This window comes from Maritimibacter alexandrii (genome assembly GCF_005871115.1).
In the GTDB taxonomy this organism is placed as follows: Bacteria; Pseudomonadota; Alphaproteobacteria; order Rhodobacterales; family Rhodobacteraceae; genus Maritimibacter; species Maritimibacter alkaliphilus.
Window position 1 is genome coordinate 775,699 of record NZ_SWKQ01000013.1, and the last position, 24,207, is coordinate 799,905.

Annotated in this window: 28 protein-coding genes and 1 tRNA gene; 12 read left to right on the top strand and 17 right to left on the bottom strand. The window is 65.2% G+C overall.

Annotated elements, in window-relative coordinates; all coding sequences use genetic code 11:
* Positions 1 to 13: 13 nt before the first annotated feature.
* On the bottom strand, positions 14 to 271 hold the full coding sequence (locus FCT00_RS16490) for a hypothetical protein (RefSeq protein ID WP_008331330.1): 258 nt from the start codon (positions 269 to 271) through the stop codon (positions 14 to 16).
* A 102-nt stretch (positions 272 to 373) separates the two neighbouring features.
* On the opposite strand from FCT00_RS16490, the gene FCT00_RS16495 reads away from it, so the two are divergent.
* The 4 genes from FCT00_RS16495 (at position 374) to sfsA (ending at position 2,499) form a co-directional block, all read left to right on the top strand.
* Positions 374 to 634, top strand: a complete 261-nt coding sequence (locus FCT00_RS16495) for a DUF6455 family protein (protein ID WP_040884722.1) — start codon at positions 374 to 376, stop codon at positions 632 to 634.
* A 41-nt stretch (positions 635 to 675) separates the two neighbouring features.
* The gene (locus FCT00_RS16500) at positions 676 to 1,275 is read left to right on the top strand and encodes a thymidine kinase (protein WP_138423883.1); all 600 of its coding nucleotides are present in this window, start codon (positions 676 to 678) and stop codon (positions 1,273 to 1,275) included.
* On the top strand, positions 1,253 to 1,612 hold the full coding sequence (locus FCT00_RS16505) for a hypothetical protein (protein WP_138423884.1): 360 nt from the start codon (positions 1,253 to 1,255) through the stop codon (positions 1,610 to 1,612). Before FCT00_RS16500 ends, FCT00_RS16505 begins: the two co-directional genes overlap by 23 nt.
* A 179-nt stretch (positions 1,613 to 1,791) precedes the next feature.
* Positions 1,792 to 2,499: a DNA/RNA nuclease SfsA gene (sfsA, locus tag FCT00_RS16510; RefSeq protein ID WP_138423885.1), complete on the top strand. Its 708-nt coding sequence runs from the start codon at positions 1,792 to 1,794 to the stop codon at positions 2,497 to 2,499.
* Between the two features lie 6 nt (positions 2,500 to 2,505).
* Here sfsA and FCT00_RS16515 read toward each other — a convergent pair whose 3' ends face one another.
* The gene (locus FCT00_RS16515) at positions 2,506 to 3,141 is read right to left on the bottom strand and encodes a hypothetical protein (protein ID WP_138423886.1); all 636 of its coding nucleotides are present in this window, start codon (positions 3,139 to 3,141) and stop codon (positions 2,506 to 2,508) included.
* Positions 3,142 to 3,264: 123 nt separating this feature from the next.
* On the opposite strand from FCT00_RS16515, the gene map reads away from it, so the two are divergent.
* On the top strand, positions 3,265 to 4,083 hold the full coding sequence (map, locus tag FCT00_RS16520; protein WP_008331338.1) for a type I methionyl aminopeptidase: 819 nt from the start codon (positions 3,265 to 3,267) through the stop codon (positions 4,081 to 4,083).
* Here the strand turns inward: map and FCT00_RS16525 are convergent.
* Positions 4,074 to 4,949 carry a DUF2189 domain-containing protein gene (locus FCT00_RS16525; RefSeq protein ID WP_138423887.1) on the bottom strand — a complete coding sequence of 292 codons (876 nt, stop codon included), beginning with the start codon at positions 4,947 to 4,949 and terminating at the stop codon, positions 4,074 to 4,076. The genes map and FCT00_RS16525 overlap by 10 nt on opposite strands.
* Before the next feature lie 135 nt (positions 4,950 to 5,084).
* Positions 5,085 to 5,417 (bottom strand): ADP-ribosylglycohydrolase, encoded by a 333-nt coding sequence (locus FCT00_RS16530; RefSeq protein WP_138423888.1) that lies wholly within the window; start codon positions 5,415 to 5,417, stop codon positions 5,085 to 5,087.
* A gap of 131 nt (positions 5,418 to 5,548) precedes the next feature.
* Here FCT00_RS16530 and FCT00_RS16535 point away from each other — a divergent pair, with 131 nt between their 5' ends.
* The gene (locus tag FCT00_RS16535; RefSeq protein WP_138423889.1) at positions 5,549 to 6,463 is read left to right on the top strand and encodes an oxygenase MpaB family protein; all 915 of its coding nucleotides are present in this window, start codon (positions 5,549 to 5,551) and stop codon (positions 6,461 to 6,463) included.
* Position 6,464: 1 nt separating this feature from the next.
* Here the strand turns inward: FCT00_RS16535 and FCT00_RS16540 are convergent, their stop codons facing one another.
* Genes FCT00_RS16540 through FCT00_RS16550 form a run of 3 tightly spaced genes read right to left on the bottom strand, consistent with a single transcriptional unit; the run spans position 6,465 to position 8,895 of the window.
* On the bottom strand, positions 6,465 to 7,115 hold the full coding sequence (locus tag FCT00_RS16540; protein WP_138423890.1) for an HAD family hydrolase: 651 nt from the start codon (positions 7,113 to 7,115) through the stop codon (positions 6,465 to 6,467).
* A complete protein-coding gene (gene rsmD / locus FCT00_RS16545) occupies positions 7,112 to 7,675 on the bottom strand; it encodes a 16S rRNA (guanine(966)-N(2))-methyltransferase RsmD (RefSeq protein WP_138423891.1) in 564 nt (187 codons plus the stop codon). The genes FCT00_RS16540 and rsmD overlap by 4 nt, the downstream gene beginning before the upstream one ends.
* On the bottom strand, positions 7,672 to 8,895 hold the full coding sequence (locus FCT00_RS16550) for an NAD(P)/FAD-dependent oxidoreductase (protein WP_138423892.1): 1,224 nt from the start codon (positions 8,893 to 8,895) through the stop codon (positions 7,672 to 7,674). Before FCT00_RS16550 ends, rsmD begins: the two co-directional genes overlap by 4 nt.
* A gap of 77 nt (positions 8,896 to 8,972) precedes the next feature.
* On the opposite strand from FCT00_RS16550, the gene FCT00_RS16555 reads away from it, so the two are divergent.
* On the top strand, positions 8,973 to 9,461 hold the full coding sequence (locus FCT00_RS16555; protein WP_040884726.1) for a peroxiredoxin: 489 nt from the start codon (positions 8,973 to 8,975) through the stop codon (positions 9,459 to 9,461).
* Positions 9,462 to 9,584: 123 nt separating this feature from the next.
* Here FCT00_RS16555 and FCT00_RS16560 read toward each other — a convergent pair whose 3' ends face one another.
* From FCT00_RS16560 to FCT00_RS16590, 7 genes are all read right to left on the bottom strand, one after another.
* Complete coding sequence (locus FCT00_RS16560) at positions 9,585 to 9,971, bottom strand: DUF302 domain-containing protein (RefSeq protein WP_138423893.1); 387 nt, start codon at positions 9,969 to 9,971, stop codon at positions 9,585 to 9,587.
* 50 nt (positions 9,972 to 10,021) lie between these two features.
* On the bottom strand, positions 10,022 to 11,185 hold the full coding sequence (locus FCT00_RS16565; protein ID WP_138423894.1) for a GNAT family N-acetyltransferase: 1,164 nt from the start codon (positions 11,183 to 11,185) through the stop codon (positions 10,022 to 10,024).
* Between the two features lie 31 nt (positions 11,186 to 11,216).
* A complete protein-coding gene (locus tag FCT00_RS16570; protein WP_138423895.1) occupies positions 11,217 to 11,984 on the bottom strand; it encodes a glycerophosphodiester phosphodiesterase family protein in 768 nt (255 codons plus the stop codon).
* Entirely contained in the window at positions 11,981 to 12,442 is a 462-nt protein-coding gene (locus FCT00_RS16575; protein ID WP_008331353.1) for a RidA family protein, read from the bottom strand. Before FCT00_RS16575 ends, FCT00_RS16570 begins: the two co-directional genes overlap by 4 nt.
* Positions 12,443 to 12,496: 54 nt before the next feature.
* Entirely contained in the window at positions 12,497 to 13,882 is a 1,386-nt protein-coding gene (locus tag FCT00_RS16580) for an HlyD family type I secretion periplasmic adaptor subunit (protein WP_235889125.1), read from the bottom strand.
* Positions 13,882 to 15,630 (bottom strand): type I secretion system permease/ATPase, encoded by a 1,749-nt coding sequence (locus FCT00_RS16585; RefSeq protein WP_138423896.1) that lies wholly within the window; start codon positions 15,628 to 15,630, stop codon positions 13,882 to 13,884. Before FCT00_RS16585 ends, FCT00_RS16580 begins: the two co-directional genes overlap by 1 nt.
* A 100-nt stretch (positions 15,631 to 15,730) precedes the next feature.
* Positions 15,731 to 17,932 carry a transglycosylase domain-containing protein gene (locus FCT00_RS16590; RefSeq protein WP_138423897.1) on the bottom strand — a complete coding sequence of 734 codons (2,202 nt, stop codon included), beginning with the start codon at positions 17,930 to 17,932 and terminating at the stop codon, positions 15,731 to 15,733.
* A gap of 268 nt (positions 17,933 to 18,200) precedes the next feature.
* Between FCT00_RS16590 and FCT00_RS16595 the strand changes: the two genes are divergently transcribed.
* Together FCT00_RS16595 and FCT00_RS16600 are read left to right on the top strand one after the other, a co-directional pair.
* On the top strand, positions 18,201 to 18,539 hold the full coding sequence (locus FCT00_RS16595; protein WP_008331361.1) for a P-II family nitrogen regulator: 339 nt from the start codon (positions 18,201 to 18,203) through the stop codon (positions 18,537 to 18,539).
* 25 nt (positions 18,540 to 18,564) lie between these two features.
* Positions 18,565 to 19,917, top strand: coding sequence for an ammonium transporter (locus FCT00_RS16600; RefSeq protein ID WP_008331362.1), 1,353 nt, complete (start codon positions 18,565 to 18,567; stop codon positions 19,915 to 19,917).
* Between the two features lie 160 nt (positions 19,918 to 20,077).
* Here FCT00_RS16600 and FCT00_RS16605 read toward each other — a convergent pair whose 3' ends face one another.
* The 3 genes from FCT00_RS16605 to FCT00_RS16615 form a co-directional block, all read right to left on the bottom strand.
* Positions 20,078 to 20,776: an intradiol ring-cleavage dioxygenase gene (locus FCT00_RS16605; RefSeq protein WP_138423898.1), complete on the bottom strand. Its 699-nt coding sequence runs from the start codon at positions 20,774 to 20,776 to the stop codon at positions 20,078 to 20,080.
* An 84-nt stretch (positions 20,777 to 20,860) separates the two neighbouring features.
* Entirely contained in the window at positions 20,861 to 21,526 is a 666-nt protein-coding gene (locus FCT00_RS16610) for a GntR family transcriptional regulator (protein ID WP_008331367.1), read from the bottom strand.
* A gap of 30 nt (positions 21,527 to 21,556) precedes the next feature.
* Entirely contained in the window at positions 21,557 to 22,297 is a 741-nt protein-coding gene (locus FCT00_RS16615; protein WP_235889127.1) for a M48 family metallopeptidase, read from the bottom strand.
* Between the two features lie 120 nt (positions 22,298 to 22,417).
* Here FCT00_RS16615 and FCT00_RS16620 point away from each other — a divergent pair, with 120 nt between their 5' ends.
* The 3 genes from FCT00_RS16620 (at position 22,418) to FCT00_RS16630 (ending at position 24,046) form a co-directional block, all read left to right on the top strand.
* Positions 22,418 to 22,750 carry a TIGR02300 family protein gene (locus tag FCT00_RS16620; RefSeq protein ID WP_008331371.1) on the top strand — a complete coding sequence of 111 codons (333 nt, stop codon included), beginning with the start codon at positions 22,418 to 22,420 and terminating at the stop codon, positions 22,748 to 22,750.
* A gap of 207 nt (positions 22,751 to 22,957) precedes the next feature.
* Positions 22,958 to 23,033, top strand: a tRNA-Ala gene (locus FCT00_RS16625).
* A gap of 260 nt (positions 23,034 to 23,293) precedes the next feature.
* A complete protein-coding gene (locus tag FCT00_RS16630) occupies positions 23,294 to 24,046 on the top strand; it encodes an integrin alpha (RefSeq protein WP_138423899.1) in 753 nt (250 codons plus the stop codon).
* The last annotated feature ends 161 nt before the right edge of the window (positions 24,047 to 24,207 follow it).

Here is a 24,207-nt window from a genome sequence, read left to right on the forward strand (position 1 = left end):
GTCGGGCGCACACCTAGCGTTGAACGTCCTCGGTCCGGGCCAGCCGATAGACGCCTTCGGGCAGGTCGAGCGCGGCCGCGAGATCCTGCAACTGCGCCATGGACAGCGTGACGACCTGCACCCGGTCCGTCGTCGGTTCGAGCTGTTCGATCGTGACGCAATCCTCGAAGGCGTTGATCGTGACGTCTTCTTTCAGATGCGAGACGCCCTCTTCGCCCTCGTCCACGAGGGTGATGACGGTCGCGTCGAAGTCGTGTTCGATTGTAAACATGGCTTCAGCCTACGCCCCTTGCCGGGATTTGCCAGCCCGATTTGTCATGGATCAAGGTTAGTGAGTGGCGAATCCGCATGATCGGCGGTGGAGGACATTGTTATGAGAGATTATCTGGACCGCCCCCGCACACCCAGCGCAATGGCCCGCATGGCCGAAACTCTGAGCCTCGACCTTGGGGTCGAATACGACGCGCATATCGTGACCCGCCGCCAGCTTGACCGTGCGGTCGAGCGGTGCAAGTCCTGCAACGATCCGGACGGCTGCGCGATGTGGCTGGACGACCATTCCGGCGGTGCCCGCGAAGCTCCGAACCTGTGCCCGAACAAGCCGCTCTTCGACCATATGCGCGGGGGCTGGTAAGCGCGCTTGAACGCCGGTGGCCTGCGGGCTAATCCGGTCCCATGGCGAAGCTTTACTTCCACTACTCCACGATGAACGCGGGGAAATCGACGCTGCTCTTGCAGGCGTCGCACAATTACCGCGAACGGGGGATGGACACCTACCTTATCACCGCGCGTTTCGACAATCGGGCGGGCGAAGGCCAGATCGGGTCGCGCATCGGGATCGGCTCCGAGGCGGACACGTTCGAGACGGGCGAGGATCTGTTCGCCAAGATCGAGGCACGACTGGCGCAGGGCCACGTTGCCTGCGTGTTCATCGATGAAGCGCAGTTCCTGTCGGAAGATCAGGTCTGGCAACTGGCCCGCGTGGTCGATGATCTGCGCGTGCCCATCATGTGCTACGGCCTGCGCGTCGATTTTCAGGGCAACCTCTTTCCCGGCTCCGCCGCCCTTCTCGCCCTTGCCGACGAGATGCGCGAAGTGCGCACGATTTGCCACTGCGGGAAGAAGGCGACGATGGTCATACGTCAGGATGGCGAGGGCAATGTGCTGACCGCGGGCGCACAGGTGCAGATCGGCGGCAATGAAAGCTACGTCAGCCTGTGTCGCAAGCACTGGCGCGAGGCGGTGGGCGACCGTGAACCCTCTCGCCCTCGTTAGGCGCCTCGTCGGTCTCGGCGCGATGGGCGTCGTCGGGCTGATCGGCGCAAAATCCTGGCTCGACAAGGAACGCGCCGAGTTGCGGTTGGAGTATTACCGGGAATTGTCCGAATACCACGCGGCGGCGACGCTGGGCGGCTGCACCCGGCGCGATGCGGTCATCGACATCGCTATGGCACAGGGCTGGCAGGTGCGCGAGGCGAACGGCGCGTGCGGCGCCGTCGACGGCCTGCGCCTGATCCCCGATGCCGCAACGCCGTGGCGGCGGGGTGCGCCGGGGTTTCTTGTCGGGTTCGACGGGAACGGCTGTCAGATCGCGGTGGATTGCGGCGGTTGAGGGGTTTCGCCGGGCTGGGCCCGGCGATCCGGTTGGGGGCTCTGCCCCGTCGCCATTGTCGCTCGGACCAATGGCGCAACAATGGCGACCCCCAAGGTAATTGCGGACCAGAGAAGATTAGAAGTCAGTTCTATTCCCCCAACCTTGTCTAGGTGCCCTCATCCGTAGAGAAAGACCGCATGGATTTTCCGACGCCCCTGATCCCCGCCACGCTCGTCAGACGCTACAAACGGTTTCTCGCGGATTGCCAACTCGCGGACGGGACCGAGGTAACGGCCCATTGCGCCAATCCCGGCTCGATGATGGGGCTGGCCACGCCGGGCAGCCGGATCTGGCTGGAACCCAACGACGACCCGAAGAAGAAGCTGAAATACGGCTGGCGGCTGGTGGAGCACGATACGGGCGATTTCACCGGGGTCGATACGTCGCTCCCCAACCGGATGCTGAAGGCCGCGCTGATGGCGGGGGACGTGCCGGAACTGGTCGCGCCGATGGTGCGGGCCGAGGTGAAATACGGGCAGAACAGCCGGGTCGATTTCCTGCTGACCGGCGCGGGGCCCGATACTTATGTCGAGGTCAAATCCGTCACCCTGTCGCGGGAACCGGGGATCGCGGAGTTTCCCGACAGCGTGACGGCGCGTGGCGCCAGACACATGGCGGATCTGGCCGAGATGGCGCGCTCCGGGCACCGGGCGGTGATCTTTTACCTCGTCCAGCGCACCGACGCGCGTGCGGTGACGATCGCGGGGGACATCGACCCGACCTATGCCGACGCCGTGCGGTCCGCGCTGGAGGCCGGGGTCGAGCCGCTCGCCTATGCCTGTCGGATCACGCCCGACGGTGTCGCGCTTGGAAAACGGCTCCCGTTCACGCCGCCTTGGGCCTAGCGCCGATCAGCCCTCCGGCGCGGCGATGGCGAAGTCGGCGCCGTAGTCCGCAGTCGTCACCCTGACATAGTCCTTCGGCTCCGGCGCCCAGCTTTCCATGAGGTTGTGTTCTTCGGTGATGGCCATTCGCCCGGTTTCCGGGTCGATATAAAGCACCTGATCGCTTTCCCACCACGACTGACCGCCCGCCGTTTCGGTGCGCACGCGATAGGCATAGCGCAGGAGTGTTCGTCCCTCGACGTCGACCTCACCGTCGCATGTCGCCTCGGTGATGCTGGCGGCGGAGGATGCGTTCATGTCGCGGGCGAATTCCATCGCGTCATAGGGATTGTCCGACCCTGTATCGGTCCACGGCCCGTCCCACGACGAGCCGTCGTAGAAATCCTGCCCCCAGAGCAGCATGAACCGGCCATCCGGAAACGCGGAAATCACCTGATCGGGGGCCTGCCACCGCGCGGTGACGACGATCTGTTCGGTGCCGTCCGGCATCCGGTTGAACGTCACTTCCTGATGCTGGATGTCGAAGGCCGGGTCGAAAACCCCGCCATCGTCGAGATACATCGCCTTTACCTCGTGCAGACAGGCATCGGCCAAAAGCGGCGTCGCGGCCAGCAAGACGGGCGAAAGCAGGAAAATGCGCATGGGAGTCCTCTGAAATGCCGTGGATACGAATACAACGAGCCTAAGTGGCGGCCCGGCGTCGCGCAAGGCGCCGCATCCGTTGTGTCCCGCGCCGTTTCTGCCTATTTAGAGGCCAAACCACGCATGGAGCATCCTTTGGATACCAAGACCCGCATCACCCGAGAGGGCATCCGCCTGTACGAACCCGAGGATTTCGCGGGGATGCACAAGGCGGGAAAACTGGCGGCGGAGATCCTCGACCGGGTCATTCCGCTGGTGGAGCCGGGTGTGACGACGGGCGAGTTGGACGCGGCGATCGAGGCGATGGTGAACGAAGCCGGCGCGACCTCGGCCACGATCGGGTACAAGGGCTATGAACACGCCTCCTGCATTTCGATCAACCATGTGGTCTGCCACGGTATTCCGTCGGACAAGAAGCTCAAGGATGGCGACATCCTGAACATCGACGTCACCGTGATCGTGGACGGTTGGTTCGGGGACACCTCGCGCATGTTCGTCGCGGGCAAGATGCCGCGCAAGGCCGAGCGGCTCGTGGACGTGACGCATGAGGCGCTGATGCTGGGCATCGAAGCGGCCAAGCCGGGCAATACCTTCGGTGACATCGGCTTCGCCATTCAGAGTTTCGTCGAGAAGAACCGCATGTCGGTGGTGCGCGATTTCTGCGGTCACGGGCTGGGTCAGGTGTTCCATGCGCCGCCCAACGTGCTGCATTACGGTCGCCCCGGCACCGGGCCGATCCTTCAGGAAGGCATGTTCTTCACCATCGAGCCGATGGTGAATCTGGGCCGCCCCGAAACCAAGGTGCTCGCCGACGATTGGACGGCGGTGACGCGCGACAAGAGCCTGTCGGCGCAGTTCGAGCATTCCATCGGGATCACCGCGGACGGGTGCGAGATCTTCACGCTCTCGCCCGCAGGGAAATTCCACCCGACTTACGCCTGAGCCTCACCCGGCCAGAAGACGAGCCGCTGGTAAAGGTGCCATGTCGCGTGGCCCAGGATCGGCAGCACGACGACGAGACCCAGAAACAGCGGGATCGACCCCAGCGCCAGTAGCACGGCGACGATCAGACCCCAGACCAGCACGGGCACCGGGTTTTCACGGGCCGCACGGATCGAGGTAGCGATGGCCACAGGCATTCCGACCGGGCGGTCGGCCAGCATGGGCGCGGCGACGAAGGTCGTGACCAGCGTGACGAGCGCGAAGACGAAGCCTACCGCCATACCGATCACGATCATCTGCCAGCCACCGGAGGTGGTGAACACATCGGTCGCGAAGGCGGTCAGGCTCGCCGGAACCGCCGCCCCCATCGTCGCCTCGTGGATCATGTCCGCGAAGAACACCCAGACGGTGAACAGCAGCACGAGGTAAAGCGCCAGTGTCAGCATCGGCCCGACCACATGGCTGCGCGCGGCATAGAAGGCATCACCCCATGTCACGGCCAACCCCATCTCGCGCCGCTTCGACATCTCGTAAAGCCCGACACAGGCCACGGGGCCGAGGATCGCGAACCCGGCGGCCATGGGGAACAGAAGCGGGGCGAGCGCGGCGTTGAAGGCGAACCCGGCGATCAGCAGACCGACGATGGGATAGGCGATGACGAGGAACATGACGTCGGTACGAAACGCCGCGAAGTCGGCCACCCCACGCCTGAGCGCGATGCGCAGGTCGGCGAGCGTGATCTTGCGGACCACGGGCATGGTCAGATCGTGACTGCCGATGGTCTCGATCCCGTGTTCGACGCTGCGCGCCCCCTGCCCAAGTGCCCCGATCCCGAAGGACAGTGGATTTCCGATGGTCTTTGGCATGGCTTCCTCCTCAAGTCCGTGCACGAGCGGACCGAAGGCGGCGCGATGGTATGACCGTCCCGCGTCGGGCTCCGGTCCATGCCACCATGATAGCACGCGGCGGTCGCGGCCGCTCTCACGATTAGGGGAAACAGGTTAAGGGCGGGTCAGGTCGATCTGTCGATAGGGGGCGAGGCCCGGGATATCCTCGGTCGAAGGCTCCGCGACCACGCCGCCGAACCGCGCTTCGTGCACCTTCACACGGCGCCCGTCGATGCGGGCGATCACGCTGCCGCAAACGGTCCAATCCTCTTCGCCCGCGCGTCGGAACATGAACCCGCCCGACAGGCTTTCGTTCGCGAATTCAAGCGGTTGCCCCCGTCCGTCCACCGCGCGCGCCCGGCATTCGTTACAGAAATGCCAAGGGTATCGTGCGAAGGCCCTGAGCCGCGCGCCGCAGCCGGGACAGAAATGATCGGGCATCGTCATGGCATCATCCAACGCTGCAAATCCGCGCCTGTCCAGCGCCTGCCCTCGGGTCACCCTTGATCGGTGGGGGCGCTTGCCCCGATGCTGGCGGGTGAGGAAGGACCGATGGCCGACAACGGAGGACGCGGCCTATGGAACCTGTGAAGTCATACCTCGGCTGGAATCTCGATTTCACCGAACCCAAGGGCGAGCCCGCGCTGTGCGCGCCGGACTCGATATCTTGGACCGTCTACAAGAACCCCATTTCGCTCGCCATTGGCGGGGTGGCGGCCGTTCTGCTTGAATTCGCGGACGCCCGGATCAGGTCCGGCGTCTGGGATCATTCCGTCTACCCCATCGACCCGCTGGGCCGCTCGCGCCGCACCGGCCTTGCCGCGATGGTCGGGATCTACGGCCCCGAAAGCGCCGCGCGCCGGGTCATCAAGGGCGTGAACAACATGCATGCCCGCGTGTCGGGCAAGACGCCGACGGGCGAGGCCTATGCGGCGACCGATGTGGAGCTTCTCGACTGGGTCAGCGCCACCGCCGCCTATGGGTTCATGATGGCCTATGACCGCTACGTGACGCCCCTGAGCTACGCCGACAAGTGCCGGTTCTACGAGGAAAGCGTGCCGGTCGTGACGCTCTACGGCGTCAGGTCGCCGATCCGCACGCCCGAGGATTTCGAGGCGATGTGCCGGTCGCTCCTCCCCCGGTTCGAGCCGCACCAGATCAACCGCGACTTTCTGGAGATCATCAAGTCCGGCAAGGCCGCACGCGGTGTGCCCAAGGGGCTTCACGTGGCCATCGCCAACGCGGCGGTCGGGCTGTTGCCGGGCGAGGTTCGGCAGCGGCTGGCGTTGGGGGCCGAGTTCGATCTGACGCTCCCCCAACGGGTGTCGCTGCGGCTGGCGGCCAAACTGGCCAACACCGTGCCCGCCAAGAACAGCCCCGCCGTGGGCGCCGCGCGGCGTCTGGGCCTGCCGGATAATTACGCGTGGAAAAGCCCGGCGGCCAAGGCGCGTATTCTCGCGGAACGCGGTCAGGCCCCGGTGTCGGCCCAGTAGGTCAAAGGCCCAGACGCCGCGCAACATCTTCCATGTTCGTCGCGATTTCGACCCCGAGTGCGGCGAGCGTGTCGGGGATATGGCCCGGCGCGAAACCGATCACGCGCATTCCTGCGGCCAGCCCGCCCCGGCACCCCGTGGCGCTGTCGTCGATCACGACGCAGCCCTCGGGCGCGACGCCCAGAGCCTCGGCGGCCATGAGGTAAAGGTCGGGCGCGGGTTTGGGCGCACCGATCTCCTGCCCCGAATACAGATGATCCTTCAGCCGCGTCCAGACGCCCGGATGCTGGCCCAGCGTGGTGCGCATCTTGCGCGTGGTCCCGTTCGAGCCGACCGCATAGGGAATGCCCGCCGCATCCAGCCGGTCGAGCAGATCTTCGACGCCGGGAAACAGCTCCGTGCCTTCGGCCAGCCGGGCATAGAGTTTCTCGTAGAACCCATCGACCCAATCGGGCGGAAACCCCGCGCCCATCCGCCGCGCCTCATCCGCCAGCGCCGCGATGGTGGAGCCGACGAACAGCCGCTCCATCTCATCGCGGTCGAGCGGCAGGCCGTGGGCGGCGAATTCAGCCTCCAACAGGTCGAATCCCGCTGGCTCACTGTCGACCAGCACCCCATCGCAGTCGAAGAGGACGGCAGCCGGGCGTGTCATTCCGCCACCGTGCAGATGCTGATGGTCGTGTCGCCATACCGGCGGCTGTCGATGAGTTGCATGCCGGCGGGCGGCGTGACCGGCACGCTTTCCTCCCACACCACGCAGGCACCCGGCGCGATCCAGCCGCCCTCCATCGCGGCGGAAAGCGCCTTATCCCCCAGCCCCTTGCCATAGGGCGGGTCTAGGAACACCAGCGTGGCGGGCGTCTCGGTCGCGGGGCCGAGCCGAGTGGCGTTGCGCGCGACCAGCCTCGCCTGACCCTCGGCCCGGCACTTGACGATATTCTCGCGGATCAGCTTCTGCGCCACGCGCCCGTCATCGACGAAGGTGACCTGCGCGGCGCCACGCGACAGCGCCTCCAACCCCAGCGCGCCGGTGCCCGCGAACAGGTCGAGCACCACCGCATCCGTCACCGGATCGCCAAAGCGCCCGCCCGTCAGCATCGAAAACAGGCTCTCGCGCACGCGGTCGGTCGTGGGGCGCAGATGCGCGGCGGCATCGCCCTTGCCGACACTGGCCAGCGCCAGCCCGCGATGCTGCCCCGCAATGATCCTCACGCCTTGAGCAGAGCCTTGAGGTCGGTCTCGGGGTTGCCCACGGCCTCCGGGTCCGGGCTCTTGCCGCCTTCGATCAGCCGTTTGCCGACCATATAGGCGCGCGGGTCGTTCATCGCATCGACCGCGACCAGCGTGTCGCCCGCGTAATACCAGTAACTGACCGAAGTCTTGCCGTCCTCGGTCCCGTCATCGCGGGTGACGACCCGGTCATAGCCGGTGTTCAGCCCGGCGATCTGAAGCTTCGTGTCGTACTGGTCCGACCAGAACCACGGCTTCGCGATGTAATCCTTGCCCGCGCCAAGCATGTTCTGGGCCACCACTTCCGCCTGATCGATGGCATTGCCCACGCTTTCCAGCCGGATACGCTTGCCCTTGTAGGGAAACGACGCGCAATCGCCCGCGGCAAAGATCGACGGGTCCGAGGTGCGGCCTTGCGCGTCGGTCTTGATCCCGTTGTCGATGGCAAGCCCGGCGGCCTCTGCCAGGGCCACGTCCGGCTTGATCCCCACGCCGACCACGACGAAATCGACGTCGATGGTCGACCCGTCGGTGAGTTCGGCGCCAGAGACATGCCCCTCGCCCGTCAGTTTCGACAAGCCGACCTCTTCCAGAATGGTCGCGCCGTGCGCCTTGTGCAACGCGCGGAAATAGTCCGAGGTCTCGGGGGCCGCCACACGTTGCAGAATGCGTTGCGCCATTTCGACGATGGTCACCTGCATCCCTTTCTTGGCGGCGACCGCGGCGGCCTCGAGCCCGATGTAGCCGCCGCCGATCACCAGCACGCGACGCCCCTCGGCGAATTCATGCGACATGGCATCAACATCGGCGAGCGTGCGCACGGTATAGACACCGCCCAGATCGCCACCGATGGCCGCCGGCAGCCGGTTGGGCAGCGATCCGGTGGTCAACGCAAGCTGGCCGTAATCCAGCGTTTCGCCATTCTCAAAGGTCACCGTCTTGGCGGCCGGATCGATCCGCTCGACCCGCGTGCCGGTCTTCAGGTCGATGTCGTGCTCGGGGTAGAAGCTTTCGGGGCGGAGGTAGAGCCGCGACAGCTCCATCTCGCCCAGAAGATATGCCTTGGACAGGGGCGGACGCTGGTAGGGCGGCACAGGCTCTTCCCCGATCAAGGTGATGCTGCCCTCGAATTTCAGGTGCCGCAGCTTGGCCACCAGTGCTGCCCCGGCCTGCCCGGCCCCTATTACGACGATATCCGACATTTTTACTTGCCTCTCCCACTTTGGTCCGGACCATATCGCCAGCCGTAATCAAATGGCAACGCGAACAGGAGGACGTTATGACGATTGCAGTGGGTGACACGCTACCCGAGGCCACTTTGATGAAACTCGGGGAAAAGGGACCGGAACCGGTCGAGCTTTCCGCCCTGACCTCGGGACGCAAGGTGGTGATCTTCGGCCTGCCCGGCGCCTTTACCGGCACATGCACCACGGCGCATGTGCCCAGCTTCATCCGCAACATGGACGCGCTCAAGAACAAGGGCGTGGACGAGGTTGTCTGCGTCTCCGTCAACGATCCCTTCGTGATGGGGGCCTGGGGTGCATCGACCGGCGCCAACGACGCCGGCATCACCATGCTGGGCGACGCGGAGTGCAAATTGACCGAAGCGATGGGCCTCAGGTTCGACGCCCCGCCCGTGGGTCTCATCGCCCGCTCCAAACGCTACGCGCTGATGGCGGACAACGGGGTCGTGAAGGTCTTTCAAGCCGAAGAAAACCCCGGCGTCTGCGATATGTCGGGCGGCGAAGCGATGGTCGAGGCCATCTGACCTCTTTCCGGTCGCAAATATCCCGGGAGAGCGCGAGAGGGCTGGCCCTCTCGCACACCGCGCTGTCCCACCGCAAGGTGGGACGGCGCAAATCACGCGCGGCGCTTGCGCCGCACCTTTTGCTCAGATCGCCGCGATCACGCCCTGAAGCATGTCGCGCACCTGACCTGCGACGCCCTTGAGGTCCGCGTTGTCGATGCCGGACATCGAGGCCACGGGATCGACCGCCGACACTTCGACGCCGCCGCCCACCTCGCGCAGGATCACGTTGCAGGGCAGCATCGCGCCCACTTTCGGCTCCATCCCGATCGCCTCCCAAGCCATGTTCGGGTTGCAGGCGCCGAGGATGCGGTAGCCGTCCATATCCTTGTCGATCTTCTTCTTCATCGTCGCTTTCACGTCGATTTCGGTCAGCACGCCGAAGCCCGCGTCACCCAGCGCCTTGCGGGTGCGGGCATCGACGGTTTCGAAATCGGCGTCGGTGATGGTGCGGTCGAGGGTATAGGCCATTCGGTCCTCCATATTCGTTATTTCGAATGTGGGGGCCGGACCGCGCCGCGTCAACCGCGCTTGAACGGTCCCATCGAGGTCAGGATCTCGATATCCTCGTCCACCGCGCGCGCTTCCTGCTCGCAGAACTCCGCGACCGCGCGCCGGAACCCGGGGTCACCGATCCAGTGCAGCGAATGGGTCGTCACCGGCAGGTAGCCGCGGGCGAGCTTGTGGTCGCCCTGCGCGCCCGCTTCGACCCGGCCCAGCCCGTGTGCGATGGCATAGTCGATGGCCTGATAGTAACAGAGCTCGAAATGCAGGCTCGGATGGTGCTCGGTGCAGCCCCAGTAGCGGCCATAAAGCACGTCGCGCCCGATGAAATTCAATGCGCCCGCGACGGGGTGCCCGTCGCGCATGGCGAACACCAGCAACACGTCGTCGCGCATGGTCGCCTGCACGTCGTCGAAGAAGGCCCGCGTCAGGTAGGGCGAGCCCCATTTCCGCATCCCGGTGTCCTGATAGAACACCCAGAACGCATCCCAGTGCTCGGGTGTCAGATCGTCGCCGGTCAGCGCCACGATCTCGCCCCCGAACTCCTGCGCCGTGCGCCGGTCCTTTCGGATCGCCTTGCGCTTGCGCGATGACAGCGTTTCGAGGAACGCGTCGAAGTCGGTGAAATCGTCGTTAAACCAATGATACTGGCTGTGCGTCCTGTGGATCAGCCCCATCGCTTTGCCCGCGATGGCCTCGGCCTCGGTGCAGAAGGTGACGTTGAGCGAGGATATCTCGTTGTCCGCCGCGACCTGCACCCCGCCCTGAACCAGCGCCGCCGTGGCTTCGGTTTCGGCCCCCGGCTTGACCAGAAAGCGCCGCCCGGTCGCGGGCGTGAACGGCACCGCGATCTGAAGCTTGGGGTAATAGCGGCCCCCCGCCCGCTCATAGGCATGAGCCCAGCTGTGATCGAACACGTATTCGCCCTGGCTGTGCGACTTGGCATACATCGGCGCGGCACCGATCATTCCCGCCTCGTCATGGGCGGTCAGGTAGAGCGGTTGCCAGCCGGTGCCGGGTCCGACAGACCCCGAGCGTTCCAGCGCGGCGAGGAAGCGGTGGGTCGTGAACGGGTCGTCGGGCCGCAGGCTACCTTCGGGGCAGGCGCAGGCATCCCAGTCGGTCGGGTCGATCCCGTCGATACTGTCATGCGTGCGGATTTCGATAGCGCGTTGATCCATGGGCCGATGTGACGCGGCGGTGCGGTAAGGGTCAAGCGGGGAGCGCGGCGGCGTAGCCCTCGAAGGTCACGTTATCGGCGACCTCACGCGCTTTTGTCTCGGCCTCGGGCGAGCGGATCGTCCAGCACAGGACGGGCGTGCCTTTCGCTTTCAAATCGGCCACCACACCCGAGGTCAGATCGCGGGCATCATGGCTGATGAACGACGCCCCGACGCGGTCGTAATCCGGGATACGGGCAAGAAGCGTGCGCGTCGTCGCGTTCAGAAGCGGCCAATCGTCGGCGTCATAGGCGCAGGTGGTCAGGCCGCGCGGGGTCTCCGGCGCCAGCCGGGCCATTTCGCTGACGGAATGGGGATTGAACGACATCACGGCGACCGGCCCCGTGTATCCTGCGAGCGCACCGGCCACCGCAGCCTCCAGTGGGCCGATGTTGGCCCCCATCGCGCCGTCCTGATCCTTGATCTCGATGAGGAGCGGCACCTGACCGGCCACGATGCCCAGTACCTCGGCAAGGGTCGGGATGCCGTCGTCCGCGCCGAGCAACGGGATCGCGCCCAGCGCGCGCGCCGTCTGTTGCGCCACGGGGCCTTTTTGCGCCGTCAGCCGACCGAGGTCGTAGTCGTGAAACACCATCGCGACGCCATCGCTGCTGAGTTGCACATCGCATTCGATGCCGTAGCCCGCCGCGACGGCGGCACGGATCGCGGCGCGGGAGTTTTCGGGGCGGCCCGCCGATACGTCATGATAGGCGCGGTGGGCCAGTGGTGCGCGCAGGAAGACGTCGGGAAGCGCGGTCATTTGATGCGGAAGATGCCTTCGATCTCGACCGCGCAGCCGAACGGGAGGGAGGCCGCCGAAACCGCCGAACGGGTGTGACGACCGGCGTCGCCCAGAGCCTCGACAAGGAAGTCGGACGCGCCGTTCACGACCTTGGGCTGGTCGCCGAAATCCGGCGTCGAATTGACGAACCCGGTCAGTTTCACGACCTGCACAAGCCGGTCGAGATCGCCGCCGCAGGCCGCCTTGACCTGCGCGAGCAGGCTGATCGCACACAGGCGCGCCGCCGCCGCGCCGTCTTCGGTCGCCATGTCCGCGCCCAGCTTGCCTGTGACGAGCGTGCCGTCCTGCATCGAAACCTGGCCCGAGACATAGACGATGTCGCCCACGACGTGCCACGGAACGTAATTCGCCGCGGGCGCCGGGGCGTCGGGCAGGGTGACGCCGAGATCGGACAGTCGGGATTCGTAAGTGCTCATGCGGGCCTCCTTGGTTGGCGGCACGCTAGCGCGGGGTGGGACCGGGTGGAAGGGTCAGCTTTCGCGGAACGCCTTGTTGAAGTAATCCGCCAGCGGTTTGACGAGATAGGCGAGCGGGCTGCGGTCCGCCGTCCGCAAGTAACTTTCGACCGGCATACCGGGCACCAGCACGGTCCCCTCCGGCAGCTTCTCGACCTCGCCATCCTCCAGCGCGATGCGCACCCGGTAGAAGCTGCGCCCGGTGTTCTCGTCGGTCAGCGCGTCGGCCGAGATCGTCATCACCCGCCCGATCAGTTCCGGCGTGTTGCGGCGGTCAAGCGCGGCCAATCGCAGGGTCACCTCCTGCCCGACGTGGATTTCGTCGATGTGGATCGGGTCGACCTGCGCCCCGATGACGAGCGCCTGATCCTGCGGCACGATGTACAGCAGCGGCTGGGCCGAGCGGATCACCTCGCGTTCGGCGAAGACCTGCATCGCATGGATGGCCCCCGAAAGCGGTGCGCGAATGTCGAGGCGACCGAGTTGGGCAATCAGGGCGCGGCGTCGTTCGGCCAGTTCCAGCTCCTGATAACCGAGGTCGCGCAGGTTCTCGATCGCCTGTTCGCGCCGGGCCTGACCCAGTTTCAGAATCTCGATCTCGATCTCGGTGATGCGCCCTTCGTTCTGGGCGATGGCGGCGGTAAGTTCGCCGCTCTGCCCTTCGAGCGCGGCCTTGTCGCGTTCCAGCGCAAGCACGACCGAAGACTGGACGAGGTTCCGTTCGAGCAGCGAGCGTTTGTTGACCAGTTCTTCGGAAATCAGCCGGAGTTGCGTTTCGAGAGCCGCCTGCTGCGCGGCGATCCCTTCGTTCTGGCTGGAAATCTGCGACATCCGCTTGCGCAACTGCTCGGTCTCGGAGGCGAGGCTTTCGCGGCGCTGGTCGAAAAGCCGTTGCTGACCGTCCATGAATTCCTGCGCGTCGGGATGCACCCGCGCCTCTTCGACGATCAGCTCGTCGAATGTGATCTCGTCGGTCCCGTCGCGTTCGGCCTCAAGCCGCCCACGGCGCGCGACAAGCTCGAACAACTGGTTCTGGACGATGGTGAGTTCGGACTGAAGCTCTTCGGGGTCGAGCCGGACCAGAATGTCGCCCGCCTCGACGATATCGCCCTCCTTGACCTCGATGGACTGGATCACGCCGCCGTCGGGGTGTTGGACGACCTGACGGTTCTGTTCGCTCTCGATCCCGCCGGGCGCGATGATCGCGCCGGAAATATCGGTGGTCACGGACCATGTTCCGAAGCCGCCCACGAGGATCAGAAGCGCGAGCAGGCCGACGACCATGTGGGTGCGGGCCGACCATGCGCGGGCCACGTCGTCCCCCCAGCCGGGCTGGGCGGACTGTGCAGGTTCGACCTTGGCGAGTTTGGTCGGTTTCGGGTCGGTCAGGTTGCGTGCCATCAGGCGACTCCTCCGCCTTTGCGCTGCGCCGCGCTGTCCTCGATCTGGGCGGCATTCTGCACCGTGCGCCGCAGCACTTCGTCACGCGGCCCGAAGGCGCGCGGCATACCGTCGTCGAGGACCAGAAGTTTCTCGCACTCCTGAATGGCCGATGGGCGATGCGCCATGATGAGCACGGCACCGCCTTCGCCCTTGACCGCGCGCACGGCCTGATTGAGCGCCTCGCTCCCCTCGTTGTCGAGGTTGGCGTTGGGCTCGTCCAGCACCAGCACGACCGGATCGCCGTAAAGCGCGCGCGCCAGACCGATCCGCTGCAATTGTCCACCGGACAGCAGGCCGCCCGCCCCTTTCACCGGCGTGTCGTAGCCATCGGGCAGACGCAGGATCAGGTTGTGGGCCGCCGCCTTTTTCGCCGCCTCGACGACCTTGGCGTCGTCCGGGGTCAGCGACAGGCCCGCGATATTCTCGGCGATCGTTCCGTCGAACAGGCGGACACGTTGCGGCAGGTATCCGATGTGCTGCCCCAAGGTCGCCGTGTCGAACTGGTCGAGCGACGCGCCGTCCAGACGCAGGCGCCCGCCCGCCGGGTTCCAGACCCCGGTGATCGCGCGTGCCAGCGTCGACTTGCCTGCCCCGGACGGGCCGATGACGCCCAGCGCCTCGCCCGGCTGGACCTCGAAATTCACCATGCGGAGCGAGGCCTGCGTCGTACCCGGCGGCACGACCGTCAGGTTTTCGGCGGTCAGCACCGCTCGGGGGCGCGGCAAGGCGGTTCGCGGACCCGGGCGCGCCACTTCGGACAACAGCGCCGACAGGGTGCGCCAGGCGCGGCGCCCGGCCTGAACGATCTGCCATTGGCCGATCAGAAGGTCGACGGGGGCCAGAGCGCGACCGAGCAGGATCGAGGCCGCGATCATAACGCCCGGCGTCACTTGCCCTTCGAGCACCAGATAGGCGCCAAGGCCCAGCATAGCCGACTGCAAGAGCAGGCGCAGGGTCTTGGACAGCGAGGTATAGGCGCCCGAACGGTCGGCGGACAGGATCGCATCTGCGAGGGCCGCGTGGCGCTGGCGATACCAGCGGCTGAACGCGGCGTCGGACATGCCGAGCGCGCGCACCATCTCGGCCTCGCCGCGCAGTTGTTCGGCCACATTGTCCGACTGCATGGTTGCGGCATTCGCCTGCCGCGCGGGGGCCGAGGTCGATATCTGGTTCAGGATCGCGATGGTGACCAGCACCCCGCCGCCGACGAGTGCGAGAATGCCAAGGTACGGGTGGAAGAGAAGGATACCCGCCAAAAAGACCGGGGTGAACGGCAGGTCGAACAGCGCGCCGAACACCGGCGACGACAAGAGCCGCCGGATCGCTTCGAGTTCCTTCAGCCCGTTCTCGCTATTGCCCGACTTGCGGTTCGTGCGCGAGTCGTAGTCCAGAACCGCCGTGAACACCCGGTGATCGAGCTTGGCCTGAAACTTGGCCCCGATCCGGGCCAACACCCGGCCCCTGACGAAGTCGAGAATGCCCATCATCGCGAACAGGAACGCCATCAGGATCGTCAGTGCAATCAGCGTTTCTTCGGACCGGCTGCCCAGAACGCGGTCATAGACCTGAAGCATGTAAAGCGGGCCGGTCAGCATCAGCACGTTCATGAAGACCGAGAAGATGCCGACGGCCCAGAACAGGCCCCTGTTCTCACGAAGGACCGCGCGGAGTTCAGTGCGTCCGGAAACTGTCGTATCGAGGCTCATGTGCCCTCATCACCTTGCAACCCGAGAATAGGCGGGCGCTCCCCAATAACTGGTTAACGCGCACGGTCATTCCCGTCATCGGCAAATTGGACGGATTGGCTCAATTGATCCCGAGTATGTTCTGGATGACACCGATCAGGCTGTCTTCGCGCGGGCGGTTATTGTTGTTGCCGCCGTTGAAGATGTTTCCGGGGTTGAACGTCTCGGCGGGCGTATCCTGCACGACGACCGGGGCCATTTCGGGCCGGATCATCGGCAGCGGACGGGGCGGCAGGTCGGCATGGACCCGTTCCATCACCTCTTTCCAGATCTCGGCCGGAAGCCCGCCGCCGGTCACACCCTTGAGCGGCGTGTTGTCGTCATAGCCCATCCAGACCCCGGCCACGTAATCCGCCGTGAACCCCACGAACCACGCATCGCGGGCCGATTGGGTGGTGCCGGTCTTGCCCGCAGCCTCGCGGTCCGACAGCTTGGCGCGCTGGCCCGACCCGGCTTCGATCACCTGATTCATCATGTAGACGAGTTGTTCGTTCGCGGCGGTCTGGATCACGCGTTTGCCGATCCCGCCCTCCTGCTCCATCAGCGGCTGGGACTCGCCCAGAAGCGACAGTTCCGTCAGGCCGTAGGGCACAACCGCCGAGCCGCCGTTCAGGATGCCCGCGAAAGCGCCGGTCATCTGGAGAAGCGTCGTTTCGGACACCCCCAGCGCCAGCGCGGGGCCGGCGGCAAGGTCGCTTTCGATACCGAAATAGCTCGCGACCGTCCGCACGTTTTCGCGTCCAACGTCCTCGGACAGCTTCACCGCCGGGATGTTGAGCGAGTTCTGAAGCGCCGTCGTCAGAGTGACGGGGCCGTAGTATTTCCGGGTGTAGTTCTGCGGCGACCACGGGCCGGAGCCGGGGACGTTGATGGTGATCGGCTCGTCCACGATCACGTCGGCATAGGACCAGCCGAGGTCGAGCGCGGCGGCATAGATGAACGGCTTGAAGGCCGAGCCGGTCTGGCGCATCGCCTGCGTCGCGCGGTTGAAGGCGCCCGACACCTTGGTCTTGCGCCCGCCGACCATCGCCCGCACCGCGCCGTCCGCGCTCATCACCACGATCGCGGCCTGCGCTTCGGACCCTTCGGACACCTTGGTTTCGAAGATGTGGGCCAGCGCCTCTTCTGCGGCGGTCTGGATCTTCTGGTCGAAGGTCGTCTTGATGATGACGTCTTCGGTCGTGTCGCGGGTCAGGAAACTCGGCCCCTCGCCCATCACCCAATCCGCGAAATACCCGCCCGCCTTGCGCTCGGCCGCTTCCGACAGTTGCGCGGGATTGGCGCGGGCATATTCCGCATCGGCTTCGGACAGGTAACCCTGCTGCTCCATCAGCTTGAGCACGGTCAGGGCACGGGCCCAGCTACGATCCATGCTGCTGGTCGGCGAATAGGTCGAAGGCGCGGTGAGCAGACCGGCGAGCGTCGCGCTTTCCGCCGGGCTGAGTTCGGCGGAGGAAATGCCGTAATAGCGTCCCGCAGCGGCCTCGGCCCCGTATGAGCCACCGCCGAAATAGGCCCGGTTCAGGTAGATCGTAAGGATGTCGTCCTTGGAGAACTTCAGTTCCAGCGCCATCGCGTAGATCGCCTCCTTGGCCTTGCGGGCAAGCGACGAGCGGCGGCAATCGGCCTCGTATTCCGCTTCGGTCATTCCGGACGAGGAGTCGTAGGGCGTGCCGAGACACAGCAGTTTCGCGGTCTGCTGCGTGATGGTCGAGCCGCCGTGACCTTCGAGTGGGCCGCGCCCCTCGGCCATGTTGATGCGGATCGCGCTGGCGATCCCGCGCGGGCTGACGCCGAAGTGGCGGTAGAACCGCCGATCCTCGGTCGCGACCACGGCGTTCTTGAGATGCGGGCTGACGGTTTCGGCCGTGACGAGCCCGCCGAACTGGTTGCCGCGCCACGCATAGGTGTTGCCGTAGCGGTCGAGCATGGTGACCGACCCCTTGGCGCGCCCGTCCACAAGCTGATTGAGCGGCGGGATCGTCGTCGAGGTATACCAGACGGCCGCGCCGAGCCCGAGCACGGCGATGATCGCGGTCACGAATCCAAGGCGGAAGATGATACGGAAAACCCAACGGACCAGACCGATGGGCAAGGCGAGGATCAGGGGCAAGTTGCGACGGGGTTTGCGCTTGGCCGATTTGCGCGTCTTGCGCGGTGGTTTCCCCGACGGACCCTTGGTCGGTTTTTTCCTTGTTTTCTGCGGCTTTGCATAGCGCTTGTCCGCGACGAGCGGCGGGCGCCGATTTCCGTTCTGTGCCATGTGTCCGCTGTCTCAGCTGCTCTTTTCGGCCCAAGGTAACGACTCGCCGGACCGTTTGCGAGGGCTATGGCGGGAGTCCGCTTAAATGCCGCTTTCTTGTGCGCTCAATTCTTGTACACGGCGCGCGGTTATTGACTAAAATTTGTGCAGTTGCCCACAATGCGGGCACATGGACCCCGTGGATTCCTTGTTGGCCGGGGTCCGCATGCGCTTGCTAAGGGCGTGATTTCGCGCGGGGACACACCCGCATAAATAAAAGGGGAATGACGTGAAACTGATCATTGCAGCGATCAAGCCGTTCAAGCTGGAGGAGGTCCGCGAGGCGCTGACCACCATCGGCGTGCGCGGCATGATGGTGACGGAAATCAAGGGTTTCGGTTCCCAGTCTGGCCATACGGAAATCTATCGCGGTGCGGAATACGCCGTGAACTTCGTGCCGAAGGTCAAACTGGAAATCGTCGTCGAAGACGGGCTTGCCGAGCAGGTCGTCGAAACCATCGCCAAGACTGCCCAGACGGGCAAGATCGGCGACGGCAAGATCTTCACCATGGACGTTTCGGGCGCTCTGCGCGTGCGGACCGGCGAAACCGACGGGGACGCGCTTTAAGCGCGGGAAACAGGGGAACAACGACATGCAACTCAAGAAACTTCTTCCGCTTGGCGTCGCGGCAGCTACCCTGCTGCCGATGGTCGCCTTCGGTCAGGACGAAGGGCCCGCTGCGGGCACCGATGCGTCGTCCGACTCGATCTTCATCTTCAACTCGCTGCTCTTCCTCATCGGCGGTTTCCTCGTCATGTGGATGGCTGCCGGCTTCTCGATGCTCGAAGCCGGTCTCGTTCGCTCCAAGAACGTGACCATGCAGCTCACTAAGAACATCGCGCTCTTCTCGCTCGCGGCGATCATGTACTACCTCATCGGCTACAACCTCATGTATCCGCTGGGCAACTGGTCCATCGGCACCGATGAGACCGGCGGCTACCTCGGCGCCTTCGGCGTTGCGGTTCTGGAAGCTGTCGGCGTTGGCCGCGACGCAGCCGACGACTACGGCTACGCCTCGACCGGCTCGGACTTCTTCTTCCAGCTGATGTTCTGCGCCACGACCGCTTCGATCGTGTCCGGCACGCTCGCCGAGCGCATCAAACTGTGGCCGTTCCTGATCTTCACGATCATCCTGACCGGCTTCATCTACCCGATCCAGGCCTCCTGGAAATGGGGCGGCGGCTTCCTCGACAGCCAGTTCGGCTTCCTCGACTTCGCCGGTTCGACCGTCGTGCACTCGGTCGGTGGCTGGGCGGCTCTCGCCGGTGCTCTGATCCTCGGCCCGCGTCTCGGCAAGTATGTCGACGGCAAAGTGACGGCCTTCCCGGGTTCGAACCTGACCCTCGCCACGCTGGGGACGTTCATCCTGTGGCTCGGCTGGTTCGGCTTCAACGGCGGCTCGCAGCTTGCCATGGGCACCGTGGGTGACGTGGCCGACGTGTCGCGCATCTTCTCGAACACGAACACGGCCGCTGCCGGTGGCGCCATCGCCGCCCTGATCCTGACCCAGATCGTCTACAAGAAAGTCGACCTGACGATGGTTCTGAACGGCGCGCTCGCCGGTCTCGTGTCGATCACCGCTGAACCGCTCACCCCGTCGCTGGGTGCCGCGACCATCATCGGTGCCATCGGTGGCGTCATCGTGGTCTTCACAGTGCCGCTGCTCGACAAGCTGAAGATCGACGACGTGGTCGGCGCCATCCCGGTGCACCTCTTCGCCGGTATCTGGGGCACCATCGCGGTGATCTTCACCAACTCGGACGCGACCTTCGGCGGTCAGATCATCTCGATCATCATCGTCGGCATCTTCGCCTTCGTCGTCTCCGCGATCATCTGGTTCATCCTCAAGGCCATCATGGGCCTGCGCGTCAGCGAAGAGGACGAGATGATGGGCCTCGACAAGGCCGAGCTGGGTATGGAAGCCTATCCGGAATTCACCAGCTAAACCTTACTGGACAGTGAAGTGGGAAAGGCCCGGGCAATCGTCCGGGCCTTTTCATTCGGTCCAGCCATGAAAAAGGCCGGGGAAATTCCCCGGCCTTTCTGCTGCGCCCGGTCCGGGCCCAGCGCGGAAGGGGGCAGGACATTGCCCTCCCGTTTCTCGTTCAGGCGTCGACGCCCACCACCAGTTGCGCCGCGTAGGCGTCGGACAGCTCGCGGATGGCCGCATAGCCCCCGTCGCCCACGCTGCGGGCGATCCTGTCGTTGCGGTTCATCACGGCGCGATCCGCGCCGTGGGTGCTGTAGGGTTCGACGGACTGGTAGAAATACTGCGACAGCGCATCGGGAAAGAAGACCTGACTGGTCAGCACGGTGCGCTGATCCAGAAACACCTTGTAATGGATGTGCGTCGTGCGGCCGGGATACCAGCCGGGATAGATCGTGCGGAACGTGACCACGCCGCGTGCGTCGCTGATCTGGGTGCCGCGCAGGAACGTCTCGCCCGCTGTGTCGCCACCCGCGTTCTGGGCGTAGCCGGAGTACTTCCCTTCGGCGTCGCAATGCCAGATATCCACCCGCGCATCCGCTATCGGATCGCAGGCAACATCCACCACCTGTATGGCCATCTCGAGCGGCACGCCGGCCCGACCCTCGGTGATGTCGGCGCGCACGAGGCCGGGGTCGAAGTAATAAGGCCCCTCGGTCGTTTCCGGCATCACCATGCAGACGTTCGGCGCGATAAGGCCCGCCGAACTCGCCTGCGCCCGCGCGGCTCTCGGAAAGACGCCGACGCCGGTCAGCACGATGGGGGACGCGGCAAAGGCGGCCAGAAGCTGCCTGCGGGTCGGTGAGGTGTCGGTCATGGCGCTGCCTTTCGTTTGCCTGTCCGACCCTAACGTGGGGGCGGCGGCAGTCCGTCGGCAGGGGCGATTACAGATTTGTAATCTTCACAAGCCAACCAGCATCCGCAGCCCTTGTGTCACATCCGTCCGCACGGCCAGCCGCAGCCCCGGCTCGTCGCCTGCCGCGAGGGCGGCGAGAATCGAACGGTGGTGTTTTTGCAGGTCGGAACGGTCGCGGGACTGATAGAGCGCCCGCATAGTCGGCCCGAGTTGCAGCCAGACGGTTTCGACCATCGCCAGCATCGCGGGGGCCTGTGCGCGCAGATAAAGCGTGCGATGGAATTCGAGGTTCGAACGGATGTAGCCGGTCACGTCATGCTTCGCCACGACCTCGGCCACCCGTCCGTTGATCGTGCGCAGCCGCTCGATCAGGGCGTTGTGGGCGCGTGGCAGGGCGCGGGCGGCAAGCTCCGGCTCCAGCAGGGCACGCAGGGCGGCCAGTTCCTCGATCCGTTCCGGGGACAGGTCGGGCGTCGTGACCCGACCGGAGGAGGACAGCGTCAGGGCACCCTCGGCCGCAAGACGCCGCACCGCTTCACGGGCGGGGGTCATCGAGACGTCGAATTCCCGCCCGATGCCGCGCAGGGTCAGGGCCACCCCCGGCTCCATCTCGCCCGCCATGATGCGGCCACGCAGAGTGCGGTAGACCCGCTCATGCGCCGAGGTATTCGGGTCGGGCGGCTGGATCGGAGTGGGGGCTGGCTGGTCCATGCCTATTCGTGATCACAAATTGCGGATTGGTCAATCGCGGAAACGATAGCGGTGGAGCGCCCCGCCCTTTTGCCGCAGCCAGCGACGCTGCGCCTTGTGATCCGGGAACAGGTCCGCGCATTGGCGCCAGAACGCATCGGAGTGATCCATGTGGACCATGTGCGACACCTCATGCGCGGCCACATAGTCGAGCACGGCGGGCGGCGCCATCACCAGCCGCCACGAATACATGAGGTTGCCTTCGTGGGTGCACGACCCCCAGCGCGAGCGTGTGTCGCGCAGCGTGATCTTGCCGATCTCGCGCCCGATGGCGGCGACATGACGCTCGGACGCCGCGACCAGCCGCTCGCGTGCCGCGACCTTTAGGAACGCGCCGAGCCGGGCCGGGGTCGTCTCGACCCCGCTCGAAGGCACTTCGATCCGGTCGCCCACCTGCGCCACGCCACGGCGGGCGACGGCAACGACCTCGCACATCTGCCCTTCGAACGGAATCAGATCGCCAGGCATCGGGCGAAGCTCGCCCGGCAGGTCGGCAAGATGCCCACGAATCCAGTCGGCTTTCTCATGCACGAAAGCCTCGGCTTCGCGACGTGGAACATGGGTCGGCAGCGTGAGCGTCACCTGCCCGTCGAGCCGCGAAATCCGCAAGGACAGGCGGCGCGCGCGGGACGAACGCTTGAGCCGCACGGTGACCTCGGGCGACCCGGCGACCCGAATCACGCCCGGCCCCGCATCCGGCGCCCCACCGAACAATGCCCGTCTCAGCCCCATTTCCGGCCCCCGCTCGCCCATATCGCCAGTGCGGTTTTGAAAGGCTTTGACACCCTCTTGCACATATGGCAGTTGCACCCAGATTCTCGCATGACGACACGATGACGGAAAGGGTTATCCATGCCCAAAGAAGAATGGGGCACCAAGCGCGTTTGCCCGACGACCGGCAAACGGTTCTATGACCTGAACGCCAACCCGATCGTTTCGCCCTACACCGGCGAAGTGGTCGAGATCGACACCGGCAAGACCCGGACGATGGTGGCCGACAAGGCCGACAAGAACTCGCGCAAAGACGATACGCAGAGCGACGACCTCATCGACAACGATGATGACGTGATCGACGACGATGACGACAACGATGTCGATCTGGGCGATGACGTTCTCGAAGACGACGAAGACGACGATGTGTCGCTGGACGACATCGCCGACGTCGCCTCGGACGACGACGAGTGATCGTCTGACATGACGGATCTGGGCCGGGCCGCAGCGCCCGGCCTTTTTCGTTCGCGGCGGGCGGTTTTCGACCGCGCAGGTCCGGGAAACCCAGATTTTGCAGGGCCATCCGGCGCGTCGACGCAAAAGCCACCGCCGACAACTTTTTCGCTTGAAACGCATCCCCGCCTCGCCTAAACACCGCGAACGAACGGCACAGCCGTCATCGGGGCCTTAGCTCAGTTGGGAGAGCGCTTGCATGGCATGCAAGAGGTCAGGGGTTCGACTCCCCTAGGCTCCACCATCCACCCTCCAAGTCCTAGAAGCGATTTTCTCGCGCGCTTCGATGCGTGTGCTTGATAGCGCCGCACCCGCGTCGCTACGCCCTCGACCTTGCGCATCCCCTCCTCCCGACCGCCGTCAGCCGGGATGGCCGACCGACGGCAGAGGTGCGGGACACGCTCGCTTCCCTATGCTTGTTAACAATAACTCAGGCCTGAGCTCCCAACATTCCGGGCGCCGCCATTCGATTTGAAAAATGCATTGGTTCGGGGGGACCGCATTATGGCTGCACGCGTTATCGACCTAACCTTTCTGACCTCGGCGCAGGGGTTCATCATTCAGGGCGACTTGTCCGGCAACCGGGCCGGGTGGAGCGTTTCGAACGCTGGCGACGTGAACCGCGACGGCATCGCCGATGTGATCGTCGGGGCGAGTTATGGCGACAACGGCAAATCAAATGCCGGTGCAGCCTATGTCGTGTGCGGCAAGGCTTCCGGCTTCGGGACGCTCGACCTCGCCGCGCTCGGATCCGGCGAAGGGATCGTCATTGTCGGCGATGAGGCCGACGACCTGGCCGGACAAACGATCGCGGGAGCGGGCGACGGGATCGACGATTTCGTAGTCGGTTCACCGCATCCCGTTCTTGGCAACGGCGCCGCCGATTTCGTATTCCGTCGGACGGGCGGTTACACGGTCTCCGACATCATTCCTTTGGCCGCCTCCAACGGTTTCCGGGCGATCGGCGAAGCGGGCGACGATTGGGCCGGTTACGCCGTGCCCGCCGCCGATGACGTGAACCACGACGGGATCGACGACCTGATCGTCGAGTCGCCCATAAACGATGAATACACGACCAATTCGGGCAAGGATCATTTCATCTACGGACAGCGGGTATCGTCTGAGGTTACGCTTACCGGTACCGACATCGGCCAGCGTATCCTCGGGGGCCGTCTGGACGATATCCTAAACGGCCTCGGCGGCGAGGACGATCTGCAAGGGGGGGGATGGGGACGACACGCTCGACGGTGGGGATGACGACGAAGTGGTGCTAGGCGGCGCGGGGGGCTGGCGACATCGACGGCGGCGCGGGCGAGGACACGGCGCTCTACACCGGGTCGGGTTCGGGGGTGACGATCAGCCTCGCGGCGGGCTCGGCCTCGGGCGGCGACGCGACGGGCGACACGCTGACGGGCATC